Genomic DNA, 22,041 nt, shown 5'->3' with positions numbered 1-22,041 from the left:
TCCGACCATCGCGAGCTTGGCCGCTCCCGCCTGACGGCTGGTGCTTGACATCGACTCTCCGTTCGGGAATCAGTGGTCAGACCACTGTAAGGCCAGCGGGGAGGAGAGGCGGCCGATGTCAACGATGCTTGCCGAGGGCGACGACCTATCGGGTGCAGAGAAGGTGTTCACCTTCTTCCGCGACGCGTTGCTGAACGGCACCCTGAAGCCGGGCGAGCGCCTGCTGGGCGAGCGTGAACTGTCGCTGAGGCTCAGCGTGTCTCGGCCGCTGCTGCGCGAGGCATTGCGCTCGCTCGCCATGCTCGGCTTCCTCGATATCCGCCATGGCAAGGGCGCCTATGTCCGCCAGGCCGACATCAACGTGCTCTCAGATTTCTTCACCTTCAGCCTCGCTCAACAGCCTGACATCCTCGACGACGTGATGCAGGCGCGCATCGCGATCGAATGCCAGGCGATCCGGCTTGCCTGCGAGCGCGCGACGGAAAGCGATCTGAAGCGCATCGGCTCGAAGCTCACCCGGCTGATGGACACGCTGCACGATCCGATCGAGGGCGGCGCAGCCGACTTCGCTTTCCACCAAGCGATTGTCGAGGCCGGGCACAGCGAGGCACTAGCCACGCTCTATGGCGCGATCGGCGAATTGCTGCGCCGCAGCCATGTCCAGCGGCGCGAAGTGACCGTCTCAGAGCCCGGCATCGTGGACTATCTCGTGGAAGCGCACCGCGAAGTGTTTTTATCGATTGTCGATCGCAATTCGGACGCGGCCGACCGCAAGCTCCGCGACCATTTCGCCATTGGCGACGAATTCCGTCGCCGCAGCCTCATCTCGGCCTTCGCCCGGAGGCCGCAGACCTAAGCAACAGGCATGAAAATCAAGGGAGGATTTCCGACATGCTGCACAGGACCATCATCAACGCACTGACGGGCGCAGCCGTCGCGCTCGCCATGACGGGCGCAGCGCTCTCCGCCGAGCTGCGCTATGCTCATGTGGGTGCCGAGGGCGACATCCAGACGATCTACGCAGCCGAGGCCGCGAAAGGCATCGCCGCCGCCACGAACAACGAAGTGACCGTGACGGTCTATCCGGCGAGCCAGCTCGGCGGCGTCGCCGAGATGGTCGACGGCGTCAAGATGGGCTCGATCTCGATTGGCCACCACGACTTCGCCTCGCTCGCACGCCTCGTGCCGGAAGTGGCGGTGTTCAACGCCCCCTTCATCTACCGCGACGGCGCGCATGCGCTTGCCGCGACCGACCCGGCGACGTCGCCCGCGCTGCAGGCGCTCAACGAGAAGCTCGTCGCACAGGGTGTGCGCATCATCGGCCGCATCTACCGCGGCGACCGCCAGATCTCGTCCAACTTCCCGGTCAAGACGCCGGCTGATCTCGCCGGCAAGCCGTTCCGCGCTGTCCCGCTCGAGCTGTGGGTCTCGATGGTCAAAGGGTTCGGCGCTATCCCGACTCCGGTCGAGGTCGCGGAACTGCCGACCGCCCTGATGACGGGCGTGGTGGTCGGGCAAGAGAACCCGCTGACCATGATCGCCTCGAACAACCTCAACGAAGTGCAGTCACATATCTCGATGACCGGCCACATGCGTGCCGTCCTCGCCGTGTTCGTCAATGAGGAGGTCTGGCAGGGCCTGACTGAGGCGCAGCGCGCCTCGATCACCAAAGTGCTCGACGACGAGGCAAAGAAGTCGCTGCAAATGGCCCAGGATGGCGAGGCCAAGCTCGTCGAAGAGCTGAAGGGACGCGGCATGACCATCATCACTGAGGCCGACGGGCTGGACATCGCCGCATTCCGCGACGGCGTCAACAAGCAGATCGCGCAGGACTTCCCGAACTTCACTCCGCTGATCGAGCAGATCCAGGCGGTCAAGTGATCGACGACACGGCCGGAGCTCGCGCCCCGGCCAACCCCTTTGGTAAATTGTCGCCGCCAGCGCCGGTTCGCCGGCCGGAAGGGAGGACGCGATGCGCATCGCCGAACGCATTCTTACAGCTTTCGTCGTCATCATCATGGCCGGCCTCGTGCTCGTGCCGACCGCGCAGGTGATCATGCGTGGCGTCTTCGTGCTGCCTTTCATCGGGGCCGAGGAGTTCACGCGCTTCCTGCTCATCTGCCTGGTCTTCTGCGCCTATCCACTGGTGGTGCAAAACGGCGAGAACATCGTCATGGGCGAATTCAAGGCGGCGATGCCGGCGCGCCTGCGCGGGATCGTCAACTGGTCGATCTCGATCGGCGCCATCGCCGCGACCGGCTTCCTCGCCTATGTCACGGCAACCAACATTTCGAGGAACCTGGCCAACGCGACGCCGACGCTCGGCATCCCGTTCTGGATCTTCCTGGGCGCGACCTTGTTCGGCTTCGCCGGCGCGGCTCTTGTCCACCTCCTCCACCTGCGCAAGCCGCCGCAGGCCGACACCAATATCGCGGTCTGACATGGGTTTCGCGGTCGTCATCGCCTTCCTGGCGCTCTTCATGCTCGGCTTTCCAGTGGTCTATGCCATCCTCCTGCCGTCCATTGCCTACGTAGTCATCGAAGGCCTTCCGCTCGGCCTCCTTGCACAGCGCGTCACTTATGCGCTCGATTCCTTCCCGCTGGTTGCGGTTCCGCTGTTCATCTTCGTCGGCAATCTGATGAACCTGTCGGGGATCACCGACCGCATCTTCCGGTTTGCCTACACGCTGGTCGGCCGCGTGCCGGGCGGTCTGGCGCAGGTGAATGTATTCGGCAGCTTGGTCTTCTCCGGTATGTCGGGCGCCGCGCTCGCCGATATCGGAGGACTCGGACGCATCGAGATCGACGCGATGAAGAAGCGCGGATTCGACGCCTCCTTCGCAGGCGCCGTCACCGGCGCCTCGGCGACACTGGGGCCGATCTTCCCGCCGTCCATTCCCCTGATCGTCTACGGCTCGGTGACGAGCGTCTCGATCGTGCAGCTCCTGGTCGCGGGTATCGTGCCCGCCATACTGTGCACTGCGCTCCTGATGCTGACGGTGCTCGTGGTGGCGACAATCCACAAGCATCCGCGGGCCGACCGCTGGCCGACGCTGTGGGAAGTAGGACGCGACTTCCTGCCGGCGCTACCCGCGGTCGTGGCGCCCGCCCTGATGATTGCCGGCATGACAGCCGGCGCCTTCACGCCGACCGAGGCGGCGGCCATCACCACCGTCTACGTCATCCTCATCAGCGCCCTGCTCTACCGCGAGTTGACGCTCGATCATTTGTGGAACTCGGCCGTGCTCACCGCGCGCAGTTCCTCGGCGATCCTGATCATTGTGGCGGCAGCGGCCCTCTTTGGCTGGATCCTCGCGGTCGAGCAAGTGCCGCAGAGCTTCGCGGCCGCACTGCTTGGCCTCTCACGCGATCCGGTAATGCTACTCGTCATCGCGAATCTCATCTTCTTTGTGGCGGGCATGTTCCTGGATTCCACGACGGCTACACTGCTGCTGGTGCCGATCATCGCGCCGCCGCTGGTGCTGGCAGGCGTCGACCCGGTTCAGCTCGGCATCGTAACGATTTTCAATCTGATGCTCGGCCTGCTGACACCGCCGATGGGCCTGTCGCTTTTTCTGGTGGCCGACATCGCCAAGGTCTCGATCCGGCAACTGCTCAAGGCGCTGCTGCCCTTCTACATCCCGCTGCTGACCACGCTGGCGATCTTGACCTTCGCGAAGGATCTCACCTTGTGGCTGCCCCGCATGATCGCTCAGTAACCCCAGGAGAATTCTGAAGATGCGCATCGTCATCGGTTCCGACCACGCCGGCTTCCCGCTCAAAGCGACAATCATCGAGCACATCAAGTCGCTGGGACACGAGGTGCACGACGCCGGGTCTTACGATCCCAATCCGGTGGACTTTCCGGACATCGCGAAGACGGTGACGTCATCGATCATCGCAGGCAAGGCGGAGCGCGGCCTGATGGTGTGCGGCACGGGAGTCGGTGCTTCAATCGCGGCCAACAAGGTGAAGGGCATCCGTGCGGCGGTCTGCCACGACGTGCATTCGGCCCACCAATCGGTCGAGCACGACGACGTCAACGTCATGTGCATCGGCGCACAGATCATCGGTGCCTGGCTCGCCAAGGACCTTGTAACGGCCTATCTCGCGGCCGAGTTCTCGACCGACGAGGATTTCCGCCGCCGAGTGCGCAAGCTCGCCGAGATGGACGGCGAGCGGTAGTTTCGAGAGAAGAAGGCAGTTCAGATTGTGGGATAGCACTCCGTTGGTATGTTGATCTAATTCACTTTGCGGCCTACCGCGCCAGTCCCAACGCTGAGAGTAGAGCCTCGCCGAGCCCGCGTATCTGATCTTCGGATATAGAGGTTCGCTCACCAGTGCTGTTGGAAGAAAAATGTTTGCGACGTCGTCACGATTGGAGGGAGGGCGCGTTACGGCAACGAAGCCCTCATCGACATCCCATCCCGCGTCAGCGTACAGATCTGGCATGTCTCTTGTGGCAATCTCGACTGTCGCGACGGTCGGGGAACCGAGAAGATATGACCTTCCGCCAATCTCGATACGTCGCAAGGTCGCCTTGAGGGCGGGCGACAGCCTGTCTTCTGTGAGAAAGGGAGAGAACTCCTGCTTATCAGTCGACACAACAAGATAGGTGCGCAGTTCGTAGATGCGCCCGGCCAGGAGCACCGCCTTCAACTTTGTGGTTGTCGTTTGGGAGAGCCCGTGCTGATCTCCGCATTGGATCAAGATTATGGGCCTCCTCGGTCTTTCCTCCGCAATGTTGCCCTCTGACGGATCGAAAACGTCAGCACCAGTGATCGAAGCGGTGACCTGCACGCCGAGGTTCACATAATGAGGAAATACCTCAACCAACTCGACGGCGAATGAGATTACTGCAGGATCTTCAAAACCTATATCCTCGAGCTTTTCCCCCGGCTTCAGCTCACGCTTCGAGATTGCATAGGCCTTGTTTAGCGCCTCCGAGACTTTGGCTTTGTGTGCTTCGGGCCCTCCGGCAACCTCGATCAGGGCGGGATTGATCCAGCGCTTGTAAGTCTCGAAGTCGACGCTTGGCCGGCGCAGCACAATCTTCTTCTCCGGCGAACTCTCGTCGCCGTCGAGTACGTGGATTTCGCGAGAGAGATGCCCCGCCTCAGGGGCGATGAGGTTTCTCGTGACCACAGTAGGCGGATCCACATTGACGGCTTCTCTGATGTCGTAGCGCACATCGTCGGCTCGAGGCGGCTCAACTATCGATAATGACCTCTTATCGATACTTAGACAATACAATCGAACAGCCCAACACTATTTCGCCGGTTCTCTCCCGCGAGACCCATCAAGAACAAGATTGCATTTTTCCAATCTTCGCCTTTGGTACCCCAGACTCGTGAGTTGCTGCTATGCCGCATACCGTCGATAGTAGAAGAAGGCGCCGTTGATAGTGGGTGTTGCGATGTAGCGATCTCCCGCTACCCACCTCAAACCCCACTTTCTCGGAGGCTCTAGCGATGTAGCGGTCCTGCGCCGCCACCTACCACGACATGCCTCCGAATTTCGGATCGATGATCGATGTTACGTGGCCGGAGGTGGGCGAGCATCTGCGTAGTGCAGAGTTGCCGCGAGCGCGTTTTCCGATCTCTACATTCCGCATCGGACTCACGCAATCCAGACATTACACGAAAAAACCGCCTCGGTTAGACCGAGACGGTTATCGTACTATGACAGAAGTGGTTGCGGGGACGCGCAACCGTCTTGTCCTTGCGGCCGGTAAGCAGAGCGGCCGTCGGGATGCCCGGACGATCGAACTCGTGCGGCAGGTCAAACAGATTGCGGGGCTTGCAGCCGCGCAAACCTGCTCTTCGATGCGCCGGGACTCCGCTAGCCAATCCCAAAATGATGCCATGACAAGCCCCTGTGAAGGGCCGGAGCGGCGAGGTCGCGGCGAACGCTCTTCGGATTCACGCTCAGCTCGCCGCGATCGCTCCGGTATAGCTTTCCGCGAAAGCGCTAGCTGCCCCCCTCGACAGCCTTAGATTGTCGAGTTCCGCCTTCTGGATGCGGCGGCCGAACGCATCCGTTTCCGGCAGCCGGTGCAGGATCGAGGTCATCCACCAGGAAAACCGTTCGGCGTTCCACACCCGTTCGAGGGCGCGGGCGGAATAGGCATCGATACCCGCCTGCGAGCGCTCCTCATAGAATTCGATCAGCGCGTCGGCAAGCAAGCCGACATCATGCGCCGCCAGGTTGAGCCCCTTGGCGCCGGTCGGCGGCACGATATGGGCGGCGTCGCCGGCAAGGAACAGGCTACCGAAGCGCATCGGCTCGGCCACGAAGGAGCGCAACGGTGCGATGGATTTCTCCATCGAGGCTCCTGTCTGCAGCCGCCCGGCGGTTTCGGCATCCAGCCTGTTCCTGAGTTCGTCCCAGAAGCGCTCGTCCGACCACGCCTCCACATGCTCGTCAGTGGACACCTGCACGTAATAGCGGCTGCGCGTCGGCGAACGCATGGAACACAGCGCGAAGCCGCGCTCGTGGTTGGCATAGATCAGCTCGTCCGAAACCGGCGGCTTCTCAACCAGCACGCCCAGCCAGCCGAAGGGATAGACGCGCTCGAAAGTCGAGAGCGCCTTGTCTGGCACGCTGGCGCGGGAGGCGCCATGGAAGCCGTCGCAGCCGGCGATGAAGTCGCAGGCTATCTCGTGGCCAACGCCGCCCTTTTCGTAGCGTACGGAAGGCGACGCGCTATCAAAACCGTGCAGCGTGACATTCTCCGCCTCATAGACGGTCGTCGCGTGCGAGGCGGCGCGGGCATCCATCAGATCGTGCGTCACCTCGGTCTGGCCATAGACGGTGACGGTCTTCCCGACCAGCGCTAAGAAATCCAGACGCTGCCGGTGGCCGTCGAAACTCAGTTCGACGCCGTTATGCACCAAGCCCTCGCGGTGCAGGCGTTCCGCGACGCCGGAACGCTCCAGCAGTTCGACCGTGCCCCGTTCAAGCACGCCCGCGCGGATGCGGCCGAGCACATAGTCGGGGCTGCGGCGTTCCAGGATGACGTTGTCGATGCCATGCGTGTCCAGAAGCCGGCCGAGCAGTAGACCGGCGGGGCCGGCTCCGACGATGACGACCTTCGTGCGCATGACAATTCCTCCCGCCGGCCTTGTGCGCCGGCACTCTGAACGCACAATCGCGCCGGAGCGACCGCCTGCCAATGGACAAAGCAGGCTAAGGATAGGACAATCCGAACATTCCCAGAGAGATCGGCGCCGCCATGACCGCCCATGCCATTCCCACTTATGCACTCTATGGCGAAGTCGCCGCCGATCCCGGCGCCGACTGGCTGCACTGCGAGACGATCCAGTCACGAAGCAGCCTTCACGGCTACCTCATCGAGCCGCATCGACACGAGACCCTGTTCCAGATCCTGCATCTGGAGAGCGGCCGGGCGGAGTTCATCTCGGACGGCCAGCAGCGGACGCTGACCGGCCCATGCGTCATCGTCCTGCCGCCGCTGATCGTGCACGGCTACACCTTCTCGCCCGACGTGGAGGGCAGCGTTCTGACCCTGTTCGACAACCGGCTTGGCGACATCCTCGGCGCAGTGCCGGAAGCGATGGATAGTTTTCGCGCGCCGCGCATCGTGCCGCTCGACGCACAAGATCAGGCTGATGCGATCGCTGCCGACATCGCAGCGCTGGCGCGGGAGTTCGAGGGCCATGCGCCGGGGCGGCTCGCCGTCATCGAGGCCAGGCTGGCGCTAATTCTGGTCACGCTGCATCGGCAGCGCTTGCCGCACGACCGAAGCGATGCGTCGACCGCCGAAAAGGCAATGCGCCATCTGCAACGCTTTCGGGATCTCGTCGGCCAGGATTACCGCAGGCACCTGCCGATAGAAGCCTATGCTCAGCGGTTAGGGTTGACGGCCGCGCATCTCAACCGCCTTTGCCGGCAGCATCTCGGTTCGAGCGCGCTTGACGTCATTCACCAGCGGCTTGTGCTGGAGGCCAAGCGGCATTTGACCTTCACAACGCTGAGCGCCAAGCAGGTGGCGCTCACGCTTTCCTTCGACGACCCTGCCTATTTCGCGCGCTTTTTCAGGCAGCGGACGGGAATGACCCCGCTGCAATACAGGGCGCTGCAACGGCGGCGCGGTTCGCCCGAGTCCCGACCCTAGCTGTCGGGTTCGCCAGGCAGGAAGTGCAACCCTTCGAATAATGTGGTCGCCTTTTCCATGCCCGCCGCCGTCGCGACCGTCATCTGCGGCAGCACCAGCCATTCCAGCGTCCAGGCCGCCCCGGAACGCTCGTTCTCATGCACCAGCGCCTGATTGAGCGTGCCGAGCAGCCCGGCGTTCAGGCGAGCCAGTGCGACCAGCAGCTCCGCCTGCACTGGATTGGATTTATGCGGCATGGCGGAAGACCCACCACCGACGATGCCAACGTCGCCGACCTCGTTTTGCGCCATCAGCGCGATGTCCTGGCCGATCTTGCCGAAAATGCCCGACGTCACCGAAAGCCAGGACGCGAAGACCGCGATCCGGTCGCGCTGGGAATGCCAGCAAGGTGCGTCGCTAAGGCCCAGCATGTCGGCCATTGCCCGCGCGATGGCATCGCCCATGCCATTGAAGCTGGCGCGCGTGCCGACCGGGCCGCCGAGTTGAACGACGAAGAGGTCGCTGTTAATCGGGCGCAACGCCGCCGTCTGCCGCTCTAGCGGCGCAAGCCAGGTGTCGATCTTGTCGGCGACGGTGAAGGGAACCGCCCGCTGCATGCGCGTGTGCGCCATTAGCGGCACGGCTCCATGGCGCGTCTTGAGTTGCCGTAGCAGCGCTGCAAGCGTGCCGAGCCCGTTCACGAAGATTGCCGCCGCGTGTTTCAGGCGCAACATCAGCGCCGTATCGATGATGTCCTGGCTGGTCGCGCCCTTGTGGACCGCCGCCGCATGGGGCGCACCGACCGCGGCTCGAAGCTGGCGGACCAGTTCCGGTACGATGACGCCGTCCTTCGCCAGGCCTTCGGCCAGCCCCGGCCAGTCTGGGCGGAAATTGTCGCAAGTTTCCGCGATGGCCGATGCCGCATCCGCCTCGATCAGTCCAGCTTGCGCCTCGGCTGCCGCGAGCGCGGCTTCCACCTGGAGCAACGCAGCGAGTTCCGCCTCGTTGGAGAAAATCGCCCCGACCGCCTCGCCGCCGACGAGGGCCGAAACCAGCGGTCGTGAGGTTGCACCGGTCATCAGGCTTACTTTAGACCCCCTCGAGCACGACGGAAATGCCCTGGCCGACGCCGATGCACATGGTCGCCAGTGCCCGGCGCTTGCCCGTCAGCTTCAGCTCCAGCGCCGCGGTGCCGGCAATGCGTGCGCCCGACATGCCGAGCGGATGGCCGAGCGCGATCGCCCCGCCGTTCGGGTTGACGAAATCGGCGTCTTCAGCAATGCCCAGATCGCGCAGCACCGCTATGCCCTGGCTGGCGAAGGCTTCGTTGAGTTCGATCACGTCGAAGTCGGACGGCTTGAGACCGAGCCGCGCGCACAATTTCCGGGTTGCGGGCGCCGGGCCGAACCCCATAATGCGCGGCGGTACGCCGGCCGCGGCACCGCCGACCACGCGGGCAAGCGGTTCGAGCCTGTATTTGCGCATCGCGCCTTCGGAGGCAACGATCAGCGCCGCGGCGCCGTCATTGACGCCGGACGCATTGCCCGCCGTGACGGTGCCGCCTTCCCGAAACGGTGTCGGCAGCTTGGCTAGGACCTCCAGCGTGGTGTCGGCGCGCGGATGCTCGTCTTTTGCGACGACGGCCGGATCGCCCTTTCCCTTCGGGATCGTCACGGGAACGATCTCCTTCGCCAGACGGCCGTTCTCTTGCGCGGACACCGCCTTCCGCTGCGAACGCAAGGCGAAGGCGTCCTGGTCGGCACGCGAGATCTGGAACGCCTCGGCGACGTTCTCGCCGGTTTCCGGCATGGAATCGACACCGTATTGCTTCTTCATCAGCGGATTGACGAAGCGCCAGCCGATCGTGGTGTCGAAAATCTCGGCCGCACGCGAGAAGGCGACCTCCGCCTTGCCAATGGCGAAGGGCGCGCGCGACATGCTCTCGACGCCGCCGGCGATCATCAGTTCCGCCTCGCCGGACTTGATGGCGCGCGCCGCGGTGATCAGCGCTTCCATTCCGGAGCCGCACAACCGGTTGATGGTCGTGCCAGACACCGTATGTGGCAGGCCGGCCAGAAGCAGCGACATGCGCGCCACGTTGCGGTTGTCCTCGCCGGCCTGGTTGGCGCAGCCGAAGACGACGTCGTCGACCGCCTCGAAATCGACGCCCGGATAGCGCTCGAGCAGGGCCTTCAGCGGGATCGCGCCAAGATCGTCGGCCCGCACCGGCGACAGCGCGCCGCCATAGCGGCCGATGGGCGTGCGGACGAAGGAGCAGATGAAAGCCTCACTCATCTCATTGGCCTTTCTTTCCGCCATTCGCCAGTTCAGTCCGCCGCTGCAGGTCGCGCAAGGTCGAAAGCTCCAGTTCGGTAGGCGAAGGCGTTTCTTCCAGCCTGTCGGAGAAGCGCACCTTCCAGCCGCAGGTCTCCTGCACCATGTCGCGCGTGACGCCGCGATGCATGGAAACGGCCGTGAATTCCTTGCTCTCCGGATCGGGCTTCCAGACGGCTAGATCGGTGATCAGCAGCGTCGGTCCCTTCGTTTTGAGACCGAGACGCTGGCGATGGTCGCCGCCGTCACCGTGGCCGAAGGAGGTATAGAAATCGAGCTTCTCGACGAACCCGCGCGTGGCCTGCTTCATGGTGATGAAGATCTGACCGCAAGAGGTTGCGATCTCCGGCGCGCCGCCGCCGCCGGGCAGACGCACCTTCGGCTTGCGGTAGTCGCCGATGACGGTGGTGTTGATATTGCCGAAGCGGTCGAGCTGGGCGGCGCTGAGGAAGCCGATCGAGATGCGCCCGCCCTGCAGCCAGTAACGGAACATTTCCGGCACGGCCACAGTGGTGAGCGCCGTCTCGCAAAGCTCGCCATCGCCGATGGACAACGGCAGCACGTCCGGTGCGGTGCCGATCGTGCCGCTTTCGTAGATCAGCGTGATCTCGGGCGCGTGGGTCAGTCGCGCCACGTTGCAGGCGGCCGACGGGGCGCCGATGCCGACGAAGCAGACGTCTTTGTTGGAAAGCGCGCGCGAGGCTGCAATCGTCATCATCTCGTTGGGCGTGAAATCGCTGGTCATCGGCTCACAATCCTTCGACGCGCGCTGCGAAGACCTCGGGTCCGGCGTCGAGCACGTTCTTCTGCATCCATTCGGTGAAAAGCGCCCGGTCGGCCGAGATCTTGTCCCACAGGAGATATGCGGCGTTGTCGCGGGCGTAATAGCCTTGCGTGTAGGATGGGTGGGCGCCCCCGGGAACATGCGCCACCGACGCTATCGTCCAGTGCGGCAGGATGCACAGATTCGGATGCAGGTCATCGAAATCATCGACGATCTCCTCCACGGTAACCACGACGCGCCTGGCGGCCAGCGCCACCTCCTTCTGTACGCCAATGATGCCTTCGATCAGAATGTCGCCGCGGCGGCTGGCCTTCTGGGCGTGGATTAAGGCGACATCGGGACGGTGCGCCGGGACCGCGGCGAGCTTTTCGCCGGTGAAGGGACAGGTGACGCTCCTGATCTCGGGATTGACCTTGGGCAGGTCGGCGCCGACATAGCCGCGGAATACCGCGCAGGGCAGGCCGGCGGCACCGGCCTCGTAGGCGTTGGCCATCGCGGCGTGGCTGTGCTCGAGGGTCTCGATCGAGCGCGGCCATCCGTTCTCGATCGCGTCTCGCATACGCCTGAGCAGGCCGACGCCCGGATTGCCGGCATAGGAGAAGACCACCTTCTTCGCCATCCCCATGCCGATCATCTGGTCGTAGATGATGTCGGGCGTCATGCGGATGAGGGTCAGGTCCTTGCGGCCCTGCCGGATCGCTTCATGCGCGGCGGCGTGCGGGATGAGGTGGGTGAAACCCTCGAAGGCGGCGATGTCGCCGTCGTGGAGGTTCTCGGCGACGGCCTCCGGGAGGCTCTGGAACTTGGCCATGATCTGCTTTCAGTGGTTCTGCGATTGCGCATTCAAACGTCGAAAAACACGGTTTCGTTCTCGCCCTGGAGGCGGATGTCGAAGGTGTAGACGGCGCGGCCGTCTTCCTCCATGCGCCGGGCGATCAGCGTCGGCACGCGCGACCGGTGTTCGATGCGCGCCAGCACTGGGCACTCGGCATTGGCCGTTTCTTCGTCGGCAAAATACATGCGCGTGTGAAGGCCGATATTGATACCGCGCGCGACGATCCAAAAAATGATGTGCGGCGCCATCGGCCGGCCATCCACATAGGGGACGCGGCCGGGCTTGATCGTCTCGAAGCGGTATTCGCCCGTCGCGCCGTCCGTCGGCTGGCGGCCCCAGCCGGTGAAGTGAGGATCGGCCTTGCCGCGCTTCTCTATTGGGCTGTTGTGGAGGCCCGCGGCGTCCGCCTGCCAGATCTCGATCAGCGCGTCCTCGAGCGGCGTGCCGCTGCCGTCAAGGACGCGGCCCGTGACGACGATCCGCTCGCCCTTCGCCTGAAGTCCAACCATGGTGCGGCCGAGATCCTCGGGATAGACGCCGGTGATGTCGCACCAGTTCGGGGTCAAGCCGATGTGAACGTAGGGACCCGCCGTCTGCGAGGGCGATTCCTTGAGCATGTCGAGTTTCTGGACCATCAGTTGCCCTCCATGCGGTTCTCGAAGAACGTCGAGCGGCGGCCGCGCAGCACGATGTCGAACTTGTAGGCCAGCGCGTCCATCGGCAGCGTGTTGTTGCGGTCGAGCGCGGCGACGAGCCGCTCGACCGCGTTGCGGTCGGGGATCGTGGAGACGATCGGGCATTGCCAGATCATCGGGTCGCCCTCGAAATACATCTGCGTGATCAGCCGCTGCGTGAAAGCGTGGCCGAAGATCGAGAAGTGGATGTGGGCCGGCCGCCAGTCATTGACGCCGTTCGGCCACGGATAGGCGCCGGGCTTGACGGTGCGGAACCGGTAGCGGCCTTCCTCGTCGGTGATGGTGCGTCCGCAGCCGCCGAAATTGGGATCGAGCGGCGCGAGGTAGGCCTCCTTCTTGTGCCGGTAGCGGCCGCCCGCATTCGCCTGCCAGAACTCCAGCAGCACGCCCGGAACAGGCTTGGCGTTCTCGTCCAGCACCCTGCCGTGCACGACGATCCGCTGCCCAATCGGTTCGCCGGTCTGCATGTAGTTGCGGATCAGGTCGTTATCGAGTGGTCCGAGCTGACTGTGGCCGAAGTGCGGGCCGGTCATCTCCGAAACGGTGTTTTCGAGCGACAGCAGCGCGAATTGCGGCGAACGCAGCACCGAGGTCTTGTATTGCGGCGTGAAGGCCGGCGGATGCCAGCTTCTGTCGCGCTGAAAGAACGATCCCTGGTCAGACATGAGGTTTCATCCTTGCCCCGGATTGTGGAGCTTCATTTCTCTGACTCCAGCTCGGCATAGACTGCCTTGGCGATCTTGAAGGCGTGGTTGGCGGCCGGCACGCCGGCATAGACGGCCACATGCATCAGCGCCTCGCGCACATCCTCCCTCGTCGCGCCCGTGTTCAACGTCGCGCGGATGTGCATGGCGAGTTCTTCGTGCTGGCCCAGAGCGGCCAGCAGAGCGATTGTGACGATCGAGCGCTCGCGCAGCGAAAAATGCGGCCGCGACCAGACCGAACCCCACGCGCCCTCGGAGATGAAGGTCTGGAAATCGCGGTCGAGGTCGTTGACCTGGGCGCTGGCGCGGTCGACATGAGCGTCACCCAGCACTTTGCGGCGCACAGCCGTGCCTGCCTTGTAGCGCGCGCTCTCCTCAGCCATGACCTGCTCCGTTGAGATGGTTTTCGATAAGGTCCGCGAGCTCGCCCGGTTTTTCCACGCAGGGAATGTGGCCGGCGCCCTCGATCAGGGCGAAACGGGCATTGGGGATGAGCTCCGCCATGCCGCGCACGAGGTCGGGCGGCGTCGAGCCGTCCTGATCGCCCGCTACACAAAGCACCGGCGCCGCGATCCCTGCCGCGTCGGCGCGCAGGTCGGCGTCACGCACCGACACGCAGCTTGCGAGATAACCATCGGCGGGCGTGCGCACGAGCATGTTGCGCCAGCCTTCAAACTCAGCGGCGCGGTCTCGGCGGAAGGCCTCGGTGAACCACAATTTCAGCACGCCATCGGCGACCGATTGGATGCCGCCGCTTTCCACGGAGGTGATGCGGTTCGCCCAGCCTTCCGCCGTCCCGATCCTGGCGGCCGTGCAGCAGAGTACTAGCGCCTTCGCCCGGTCAGGTGCCCGCGCCGCTAGGCGCTGCGCGATCATGCCGCCGAGCGAGACGCCGACGATCGCCGTGGCTTCGATGCCGAAATAATCGAGCAGGGCGAGAAGGTCGTCAGTATGATCATCGATCGTGTACGGGCCTGTTGGCGCGCCCGACAGGCCGTGTCCGCGCTTGTCGTAGAGAAGGATGCGGTAGCGCTGCCCGAGCAGCGTTGCGACATCCTGCCAGATTCGGAAATCGCTGCCGAGCGAATTGCTGAACACCAGCGCCGGTCCCTCCGGCTGACCGAGAAGTTTCGTGTGGAGGACGATGCCGTTCGCGCGTACGAATGCCATTTGCGATCTCAATGCAGTCCGCCGACGCCGATGTAGCGTTCCACCAGTCCATGGTCGGCACGCAGCGTGTGGGCGGCGCCGTGCCAGACAATGCGGCCGCGTTCCAATATGACGACGGACTGGGCGAAATCCAGCGCGCTTTCCAGCCTCTGCTCGACCAGCAGGATCGTTGTCTCGCCGCTGGCGGCCAGCCGTGTGAATGCCGCCATCAGTTCCTCGCAGATCACCGGCGCCAGTCCTTCGAGCGGCTCATCGAGAAGGAGTACCGTAGGCCGCCCGAGGATGGTGCGCGCCACTGAAAGCATCTGCTGCTCGCCACCGGACAATTGCCAGCCGAGATTGCGCCGGCGTTCCTTCAGCCGCGGGAACATGTCGTAGGCCTCGGCGATGACGCCACGGCTCCTGTCTTTGATGCCGACGAGAAGGTTCTCCTCCACCGTCAATGACCTGAAGATGTCACGCGTCTGCGGCACCAGCCCCAGGCCGCGCCGGCACCGCTCCGAACTGCGCAAGGCAGCGACATCGCCGCCGTCGAGTAGGATGGCGCCGCCATAGCGCCGGTTCATGCCCATCAGGCTGGACAGCAGCGTCGTTTTGCCCATGCCGTTGCGACCGAGCACGGCAAGCCGCGACCCCGCCGGCACAGCAAAGGAGATATCCTCCAGCACGACCGTCGGCCCGTAGCCGGCCTTCAGTCCCCTTACCTCAAGCGACGCGGCGGGCATTGGCGTAATTCCCCAGATAGGCTTCGCGCACCCTGGCGTCGGCGGCGACTTCGGCCGGCGGGCCCTGGAAGATGATCGCGCCCGCCGCCAGCACGACGACACGCCTGGCGAAGCGGAAGACAAGGTCCATGTCGTGCTCGATCATCATGACCGCGAGGCTTGCGGGCAGGCGGGCCAGCGCCTGTTCGATTCGCGGCGTCTCGCTGGAGGGCACGCCTGCGGCCGGCTCGTCGAGCAGCAGCACCTGCGGCTTCAATGCGAGCGCGATGGCGATCTCGAGCAGCCGCTGCTGGCCATAGGCGATCTCGCCAACCGGACGGTCCGCCTTCTCGACGAGTCCGAGGACATCGAGCAGATCGTCCACTTCCTCCGCCACCGTGTGATTGCCGAGGAAGCGGCCGATGATACCGGTCGCCTTACCTTCGCGCTGGAGAACCGTAAGCGTGACGTGCTCGCGCGGCGTCATCTCGGCGAACAGCCGCGTCACCTGGAAGGTCCTGACCAGCCCCTTGCGCACCCGCCGCACCGCGCCGAGCGAGGTCACGTCCTCGCCATTCAGCACGACGCGGCCGGCATTCGGCCTGAGCTGGCCGGTCACCAGATTGACGAAGGTCGTCTTGCCGGCGCCGTTCGGCCCGATCAGCGCCAACCGCTCGCCCGGAGCCATGGCCAGCGATATGGCGCGGCTGACGGCAAGTCCGCCGAAGGATTTGGTCAAACCGTCGACGCGGAAGAGATCGCTCATGGCTTGCTCCCCTTGCTACGACCGATGCCGCCAACCTTCCCCGCCAGATTGACCAGCCCGCCCGGCGCGACCAACACCACCGCGACCAGCAGCGCACCGACCATGGTCAGCCAGTGGAAGGGGTTGATGGCCGAGACGACATGTTCGAACGCCATGAAGATCACGGTACCGACCAGCGCGCCGTAGAGCGTGCCGAGACCACCGAGAACGAGCATGACCAATGCGTTCGCCGAAAGCTCGAAACTGATGCTGTCCAGCCCGACCACCTGAGTAGAGATCGCCGCAAGCGCGCCGCCCAGACCTGCTACGGCCCCTGAAATAACGAACATTTTCAAGATGACCGGAAAGACGAAAGCTCCCATTGCCTTCACCCGCACCGGATCCTGACGAACGCCTCGGCACAGGACGCCGAAGGGCGAGGAGACGACAACGCGCAGCAGTGCGAAGACGACAACGAGGAGAGCGAGTCCGAACAGATAGGCCGTGCGCCCCCACAGATCGAATTCGAAGACGCCGAACAGCGGATTGACGGACAGGCCGGCAAGACCGTCGCTGCCGCCAGTATAGCCGGTGAATTTGTTTGCCGCCTCGTGGCCCAATTGCACGATGGCGATGGAGAGCACGAGCTGCGCCAGCCCGTGCGCGCGCAGCATGATGGCGCCCATGGCAAGTCCGGCGGTCGCCCCGGCAACGGCTCCGATCAGCATAAGCGTCAGCGGCTCGGTGACACCGCCATGCACGCAGGCGAAGCCAACCGCATAGGCGCCAGCGCCGAACAGGGTCGCCTGGCCGAGCGAAGCGACGCCGCAATAGCCGGTGATAAGGTCGAGAGAGAGCACCAAAAGCGCCACGGCGATAATGCGGGTAAGCAGCGCGAGGTTGTCCGGAAACAGCCAGTAACCGGCCGCTCCGGCCACGAGGATCGCGGCAACACCCGCGATGTCGCGCAGATAGAGCGGGTATGATCGGGTCGGCGCGCCTGCGGAGACGTCCATGGCTGGCTGGGTCATTGCGCTCTCCCGAAGAAACCGCGAGGAAAGGCGAAAACGATGGCGATGACCGCCGCGTAGAAGAAGAAATTGCCGAAATCGGGCATCAGGTAGCGGCCAACCGTATCGACCGCGCCGAGCGCCAGGCAGGCCACGAGCGTGCCCAGGATCGAGCCCGCGCCGCCGACCGAGACGACGACCAGGAAGAGTACCATATAACGCAGCGCATAATAGGGCTCCACCGGCAGGAACTCGGCGCCGATGATGCCGCCGAAGGCGGCAAGGCCGACGGCGACAGCAAAGGCGATGGCATAGACGACCGGCGTGCGCACTCCGAGCGCATCGGTCATGGCGGCATTGTCGACCGCGGCACGCAGCTTGATGCCGAAGCCCGTTTTTTCGATCAGGAACCACAGCGCCGCAGCCACGCCGACGCCGCAGGCCATAACGAAGAGCCGGTGTGCGGCAATCGTGCGGAATCCGATATCGACCGGCCGGGTCAGGATATCCGGCAGGGGAATGGTCTTGAGCGTCGGGCCGAAGAAATAGTTGGTGACGCCGATGACACAGAAGGTGATGCCGATGGTCATCAGCACCTGCAGCAGTTCCGGCTTGCCATAAATGCGGCGAAACAGCAGGCGCTCGAACGGCGCGGCGATGATGATGGTACCCGCAACGCCCAGCAGGATCGCCGGCACGTATCCCCAGCCAAGATCGCGCGTGATATAGGAGGCGATATAGCCGCCGATCATGGCGAACGCGCCGTGGGCGAGGTTCACCACCCGCATCAGGCCCATCGTCAGCGACAGGCCGATCGAGATGATGAATAGCACCATGCCGTAGGCGAAGGCGTCCGTGGCGATGCTGAGGGTCGTCTGCATGAAAACTGCCAGGCCGTGGAGAGCGGTTGGGGATGCGGCTTCGCAGCCGCATCCCGGCACGGGCTGCCTACTTGGCGGCCAAACCAGGATCCTTCTGGTTCTCGAAGGTCTTGATTTCCTTGTTGATGAACTTGCCGTCGGCGTCCTTCGCCACCTGGCGCAGATAGATGTTCTCGGTGATGTGGCGCGTGTCGGCATCGATGGAAACGGGACCACGCGGGCTTGTCCAGGAGAGGCCCTTGACCGCATCGACGGCCTTTTGGGCGTCCTGCTTGCCGTCGGTCGCCTCGATCATCTTGTAGATGACATGCATGCCGTCGAACGCGCCGACCGCCGGGAAAGAAAGCTCGGCGGGGTTACCCAGCGCCTTGCCGGCCGCCTCGACGAAGGCCTTGTTTTCCGGCGAGTCGTGCGAGACTGCGTAGTGGAATGTGGTGAGCGTGCCGTCCGCCGCCTCGCCAAGCGCGGGAAGATCGGACTCCTGCGTCAGGTCGCCGGGCGCGAACAGCTTGATGCCGCTCTTCTTGAGCCCAGTCTCGTTGAACGACTTGACGAAGCCGAGCGTGGTCGGCCCGGATGGTAGGAAGGCAAAGACAGCTTCGGCGCCGGAATCCTTGACGCGCTGCATTATCGGGCTGAAATCGTTGGTGTTCATCGGCATGCGGATCGAATCGACGATCTCACCGCCTGCCGCCGAGAAGGCCTTCTTAAAGGCGCCTTCCGCGTCGATGCCCGGTCCATAGTCGCTGACGGCGGAAATGACCTTCTTGACGCCGTTATCCGCCACGACTTGGCCGAGCGGCGTCGTGGTCTGCGCGGTGGTGAAGGATGTGCGCACCGCCAGCGGCGACTTCGTCAGGATTGCCGAGGTCGCGGCGTTGAAAATCACCAGCGGCGTATTCGCTTGCACCAGAAGCGGCGCGATCGCCATGGCATCCGGCGTGAAATAGACCCCGCCGAGATACTGGACCTTGTCCTTCACCACGAGTTCCTGCGCGAGAGCGCGCGCCTGCGCCGGGTTGGCGGCAGGCAGGTCGCGGTAGACGACCTCGACATCATGACCGGCCACCGATTTGCCGTTGAGCCCCATATAGGCCTGGACGCCCGCTTGGAAATTCTTCCCCTGGAGGGCGAAGGGACCGGAGAACGGCCCGATAATGCCGACCTTGACCGTATCGGCTGCAGCGGAGCAGACGCCGCCCAGAAGAAGTGCGCCGAAAGCCGCGCCAAGCAAGTTCCTGAAATTCACGTTTCTTCCTCCCATAACTCGTTCGCATTGCGGCAGTTTACGGATAAATGTGCGCCTTGCGAACATTGCAAGCCAATACGAACATGTGTACTCTATTGAATCAGAGAGTCAAGTGAGGGCGCCCTCTGCGCAATGGCGGCTCGCCGGGAGGACAGATGTCGATGCAAGCTGATCGGATTGGAGCTGGAGAAATACGGGGCGAGGACCGGGATTTCGTCGCCAGCCTGGAAAAAGGCCTCGCGGTCATCGAGGCATTCGACACGGTCCGCCCGCGCCTGACGCTCACGGACGTGGCGAAGCTGACCGGCATCACACGTGCCGCGGCGCGACGCTATCTGCGCACCTTGACCCGGCTCGGCTATGCTGAATTCGACGGACGCTACTTCAGTCTCAGTCCGCGCATCCTGCGCCTCGGCTATGCTTACCTGTCATCCGCTTCGGTGCCGGCAAGGCTCCAGCCTTTCCTGGAGAAAATCTCCGAGGAAACGGGAGAGTCCAGTTCGGCGGCGATGCTCGATGGCGATGAAATCGTCTATATCGCCCGTTCCGCCACACGCCGCATCATGTCTGTGGGCCTGGGCGTCGGCAGTCGCCTGCCGATCTATTGCACCTCTCTCGGCCGGGCGATCCTGGCCCATCAGCCCGAAGCCGAGATCGATGCATACCTCGATCGTGTTCGCACGGAGCCGCGCACCCGCTTCACCGTCACCGACAAGCATCGATTGCGCGAAACGCTGCGCGACGTGCGCGAGCAGGGCTATGCCGCGATCAACGAAGAGCTGGAGATCGGCCTGCGCTCCATCGCCGTGCCGGTCCGGCAGCAGAACGGCACCGTCACCATCGCCATCAACATCGGCACCCAGGCCGCGCGCTTCCAACCGGCCGAGATGGTGGAACGCTTTCTGCCCGTGCTTCAGGCGGCGAGCCAAGCGATCCGCTATACGTTGTAACGACGAAAGACATCTATTTCTCTGAAAGCGCACCTAATGGGTTCAATCGCCGATATGCGCCTGCTCACAATGGGCGTCGTCCTCCTGCTCGTGCCGAGGTTCAGCCCACGCAGATCAATTCCAGAACGCTGAGCATTGCCGGTTCGACGTTCCTCCCGCTGCTGCAAACCAGCGGGCGAAGGTCCGGCTGAGGGTGTCAGTGTCCAGGTAGTAGTGGTGAAACAGACCGGCCATATCGACCGGAATCTCGTCAATTGAATTCTTGGACGACGGGTTCTGAAGAGAAGCTGGGACCGTTGTGTACTTGTGCAAGCTTGATGATTTTATCCATTGCGATCCGTCACTCTGCAGCAACCAGCGAATAGCTGGTGCTGCGGCCTCCCCCCTCGTCCTTGACCAGCATCCCGCGCTCGACCAGATCTTTGATGTCGCGCAGCGCCGTATCTGGCGAGCACTTCTCGATGATGGCCCACTTGGACGATGTGAGCTTTCCTTCGAAGCCATCGAGCAACCGGTTGAGCATGTCGCGCTGGCGCTCGCTCAGCGCATCAGCCGCATGCTTTTCCCAGAAGCGCGCTTTCGTGAGCACGCCCGCGAGAATGTCCTCCGCGCCGTCGACAGCGCGCCCCAGACACGCAAGGAACCACTCCAGCCACTCCGTAATTTCGAGATCGCGTTTCTGCGTTGATTCCAGAATCCCGTAATACGCCTTCCGCTCCTGCCTGATCTGCGCCGACATGCTGTAAAAGCGCTGCGGGCTCTCCTCCGAGCGCGCAAGCTGCATGTCCGCGATAGCGCGGGCAATACGTCCGTTGCCGTCATCGAAGGGGTGAATGGTGACGAACCACAGATGCGCGAGCGCAGCCTTCAGGACGGGATCGATGCCCTCCTGACCGTTGAACCAGGCGATGAAAGCATTCATCTCTTCGCCGACCCGCGCTGCCTGTGGCGCTTCGTAATGAACGCGCTCGCGTCCCACCGGCCCCGAGATGACCTGCATCGGCCCCGAGCTGTCATCGCGCCACGCGCCGACCCTGATGCGATGCATGCCGCTGCGCCCGGTCGGGAACAGGGCAGCATGCCAGCCGAACAGCCGCTCGTCGGTCAGCTCCTGATCGTACTTCTGCGTCGCATCGAGCATCATCTCGACGACGCCTTCAACGATGCGGTCTGCCGGCGTCAACGCGCCGATATCCATGCCTAGCCTCCTGGCGATAGACGAGCGCACCTGATCGCGATCGAGAATTTCACCCTCGATTTCGCTGGACTTGAGGACATCCTCTGTCAGCGTCTGGAGCATGGCCTCATTGCGCAGCCCAAAACCGAGCCCCTCCATGCGCCCGATCAGCCGCCCCTGCCGGTGGCGCACGGCCGCGAGCGGCGCCGCCAGAGCCTTGTGATCCCAGCGAAATTCCGGCCATTCGGGCAGCTCATGGATATATGGCATAATTCTCCGCACTTCTTGCGGACATTATGCCACCTATTCACCGCAAAAGACAAGGATATTCACCGCAGCATATGCGGTGAATAGCGTCTGCATTCTCCGCATCTGGCCAAGGAGGTCATGAGAGTCTCAGGGGTGCACCCTCTCAGGCTGCCTTGCTTGCCATTTAAGAGGAGATTTCAGGCTCCGATGTCGGATTGAGGATGATCGCGAGGTCCCGGATGGGAACTGCGTAAGTTTCGCCTGGGAACGACGCCACGATCTCCGCGACCTGCTCTTTGAGCACTTTGAGCGTTCTCGCTAATTGACTGACCGACGGGCCAAACGGTGCTTGCGCACCACGCGCCACGCGCCACGCCAGGCCCAAACGCAAAACGGCCCGCGTGAGGCGGGCCGTTTTGATGTTTGGTTGCGGGGACA

General features: G+C 63.6%; 23 protein-coding genes. 7 read left to right on the top strand and 16 right to left on the bottom strand.

Translation table 11 applies throughout. The annotated features are described in order from the left end of the window. Nucleotides 1–115: 115 nt before the first annotated feature. From NMG80_RS34440 to rpiB, 5 genes are all read left to right on the top strand, one after another. Nucleotides 116–856: a FadR/GntR family transcriptional regulator gene (locus NMG80_RS34440; protein WP_254022271.1), complete on the top strand. Its 741-nt coding sequence runs from the start codon at nucleotides 116–118 to the stop codon at nucleotides 854–856. A gap of 35 nt (nucleotides 857–891) precedes the next feature. Further along, the gene (locus tag NMG80_RS34435; protein WP_254022270.1) at nucleotides 892–1,881 is read left to right on the top strand and encodes a TRAP transporter substrate-binding protein; all 990 of its coding nucleotides are present in this window, start codon (nucleotides 892–894) and stop codon (nucleotides 1,879–1,881) included. A 91-nt stretch (nucleotides 1,882–1,972) separates the two neighbouring features. Next, complete coding sequence (locus NMG80_RS34430) at nucleotides 1,973–2,440, top strand: TRAP transporter small permease (protein ID WP_192361150.1); 468 nt, start codon at nucleotides 1,973–1,975, stop codon at nucleotides 2,438–2,440. Nucleotide 2,441: 1 nt separating this feature from the next. Beyond that, on the top strand, nucleotides 2,442–3,719 hold the full coding sequence (locus NMG80_RS34425) for a TRAP transporter large permease (protein ID WP_192361148.1): 1,278 nt from the start codon (nucleotides 2,442–2,444) through the stop codon (nucleotides 3,717–3,719). A 19-nt stretch (nucleotides 3,720–3,738) separates the two neighbouring features. After that, the gene (gene rpiB, locus NMG80_RS34420) at nucleotides 3,739–4,185 is read left to right on the top strand and encodes a ribose 5-phosphate isomerase B (protein WP_254022269.1); all 447 of its coding nucleotides are present in this window, start codon (nucleotides 3,739–3,741) and stop codon (nucleotides 4,183–4,185) included. Between the two features lie 1,742 nt (nucleotides 4,186–5,927). Here the strand turns inward: rpiB and pobA are convergent. Beyond that, entirely contained in the window at nucleotides 5,928–7,103 is a 1,176-nt protein-coding gene (pobA, locus tag NMG80_RS34415) for a 4-hydroxybenzoate 3-monooxygenase (protein ID WP_254022268.1), read from the bottom strand. A 131-nt stretch (nucleotides 7,104–7,234) separates the two neighbouring features. Between pobA and NMG80_RS34410 the strand changes: the two genes are divergently transcribed. Next, nucleotides 7,235–8,137 (top strand): helix-turn-helix domain-containing protein, encoded by a 903-nt coding sequence (locus NMG80_RS34410; protein WP_254022267.1) that lies wholly within the window; start codon nucleotides 7,235–7,237, stop codon nucleotides 8,135–8,137. Here the strand turns inward: NMG80_RS34410 and NMG80_RS34405 are convergent. From NMG80_RS34405 to NMG80_RS34345, 13 genes are all read right to left on the bottom strand, one after another. Beyond that, a complete protein-coding gene (locus NMG80_RS34405; protein WP_254022266.1) occupies nucleotides 8,134–9,195 on the bottom strand; it encodes a 3-carboxy-cis,cis-muconate cycloisomerase in 1,062 nt (353 codons plus the stop codon). The two genes, NMG80_RS34410 and NMG80_RS34405, sit on opposite strands and share 4 nt — an antisense overlap. Before the next feature lie 10 nt (nucleotides 9,196–9,205). After that, nucleotides 9,206–10,411, bottom strand: coding sequence for a 3-oxoadipyl-CoA thiolase (gene pcaF, locus NMG80_RS34400; RefSeq protein ID WP_254022281.1), 1,206 nt, complete (start codon nucleotides 10,409–10,411; stop codon nucleotides 9,206–9,208). A 1-nt stretch (nucleotide 10,412) separates the two neighbouring features. Continuing rightward, on the bottom strand, nucleotides 10,413–11,195 hold the full coding sequence (locus NMG80_RS34395) for a CoA-transferase subunit beta (protein WP_254022265.1): 783 nt from the start codon (nucleotides 11,193–11,195) through the stop codon (nucleotides 10,413–10,415). 4 nt (nucleotides 11,196–11,199) lie between these two features. Further along, nucleotides 11,200–12,045 carry a CoA transferase subunit A gene (locus NMG80_RS34390; protein WP_254022264.1) on the bottom strand — a complete coding sequence of 282 codons (846 nt, stop codon included), beginning with the start codon at nucleotides 12,043–12,045 and terminating at the stop codon, nucleotides 11,200–11,202. Between the two features lie 32 nt (nucleotides 12,046–12,077). Further along, the gene (gene pcaG / locus NMG80_RS34385) at nucleotides 12,078–12,704 is read right to left on the bottom strand and encodes a protocatechuate 3,4-dioxygenase subunit alpha (protein ID WP_254022263.1); all 627 of its coding nucleotides are present in this window, start codon (nucleotides 12,702–12,704) and stop codon (nucleotides 12,078–12,080) included. Further along, nucleotides 12,704–13,429, bottom strand: coding sequence for a protocatechuate 3,4-dioxygenase subunit beta (pcaH, locus tag NMG80_RS34380; protein ID WP_254022262.1), 726 nt, complete (start codon nucleotides 13,427–13,429; stop codon nucleotides 12,704–12,706). Before pcaH ends, pcaG begins: the two co-directional genes overlap by 1 nt. Before the next feature lie 32 nt (nucleotides 13,430–13,461). Continuing rightward, nucleotides 13,462–13,851, bottom strand: a complete 390-nt coding sequence (gene pcaC, locus NMG80_RS34375) for a 4-carboxymuconolactone decarboxylase (RefSeq protein WP_254022261.1) — start codon at nucleotides 13,849–13,851, stop codon at nucleotides 13,462–13,464. Next, nucleotides 13,844–14,638: a 3-oxoadipate enol-lactonase gene (gene pcaD / locus NMG80_RS34370; RefSeq protein WP_254022260.1), complete on the bottom strand. Its 795-nt coding sequence runs from the start codon at nucleotides 14,636–14,638 to the stop codon at nucleotides 13,844–13,846. The genes pcaC and pcaD overlap by 8 nt, the downstream gene beginning before the upstream one ends. A gap of 8 nt (nucleotides 14,639–14,646) precedes the next feature. Next, nucleotides 14,647–15,363 carry an ABC transporter ATP-binding protein gene (locus tag NMG80_RS34365; protein WP_254022259.1) on the bottom strand — a complete coding sequence of 239 codons (717 nt, stop codon included), beginning with the start codon at nucleotides 15,361–15,363 and terminating at the stop codon, nucleotides 14,647–14,649. Then, nucleotides 15,344–16,108: an ABC transporter ATP-binding protein gene (locus tag NMG80_RS34360; protein ID WP_254022258.1), complete on the bottom strand. Its 765-nt coding sequence runs from the start codon at nucleotides 16,106–16,108 to the stop codon at nucleotides 15,344–15,346. The genes NMG80_RS34365 and NMG80_RS34360 overlap by 20 nt, the downstream gene beginning before the upstream one ends. Beyond that, nucleotides 16,105–17,103 (bottom strand): branched-chain amino acid ABC transporter permease, encoded by a 999-nt coding sequence (locus NMG80_RS34355; RefSeq protein WP_254022280.1) that lies wholly within the window; start codon nucleotides 17,101–17,103, stop codon nucleotides 16,105–16,107. Before NMG80_RS34355 ends, NMG80_RS34360 begins: the two co-directional genes overlap by 4 nt. A gap of 11 nt (nucleotides 17,104–17,114) precedes the next feature. Next, on the bottom strand, nucleotides 17,115–17,978 hold the full coding sequence (locus NMG80_RS34350) for a branched-chain amino acid ABC transporter permease (RefSeq protein ID WP_254022257.1): 864 nt from the start codon (nucleotides 17,976–17,978) through the stop codon (nucleotides 17,115–17,117). Between the two features lie 67 nt (nucleotides 17,979–18,045). Beyond that, complete coding sequence (locus NMG80_RS34345; protein ID WP_436798750.1) at nucleotides 18,046–19,212, bottom strand: ABC transporter substrate-binding protein; 1,167 nt, start codon at nucleotides 19,210–19,212, stop codon at nucleotides 18,046–18,048. Nucleotides 19,213–19,388: 176 nt separating this feature from the next. Between NMG80_RS34345 and NMG80_RS34340 the strand changes: the two genes are divergently transcribed. Continuing rightward, on the top strand, nucleotides 19,389–20,177 hold the full coding sequence (locus NMG80_RS34340; protein WP_254022279.1) for an IclR family transcriptional regulator domain-containing protein: 789 nt from the start codon (nucleotides 19,389–19,391) through the stop codon (nucleotides 20,175–20,177). 340 nt (nucleotides 20,178–20,517) lie between these two features. Here NMG80_RS34340 and NMG80_RS34335 read toward each other — a convergent pair whose 3' ends face one another. Together NMG80_RS34335 and NMG80_RS34330 are read right to left on the bottom strand one after the other, a co-directional pair. Next, nucleotides 20,518–21,624, bottom strand: coding sequence for a Fic family protein (locus tag NMG80_RS34335; RefSeq protein ID WP_254022255.1), 1,107 nt, complete (start codon nucleotides 21,622–21,624; stop codon nucleotides 20,518–20,520). Nucleotides 21,625–21,787: 163 nt separating this feature from the next. Beyond that, on the bottom strand, nucleotides 21,788–22,041 hold a 254-nt coding region (locus NMG80_RS34330; protein WP_254022254.1), incomplete at its 5' end, for a hypothetical protein.

Origin of the sequence: Mesorhizobium escarrei (assembly GCF_935825525.1) — a bacterium.
Classification (GTDB): domain Bacteria; phylum Pseudomonadota; class Alphaproteobacteria; order Rhizobiales; family Rhizobiaceae; genus Mesorhizobium; species Mesorhizobium escarrei.
The sequence above is the reverse complement of the archived record's forward strand: the minus strand, read 5'-3'. Positions and strand labels throughout refer to the sequence as shown.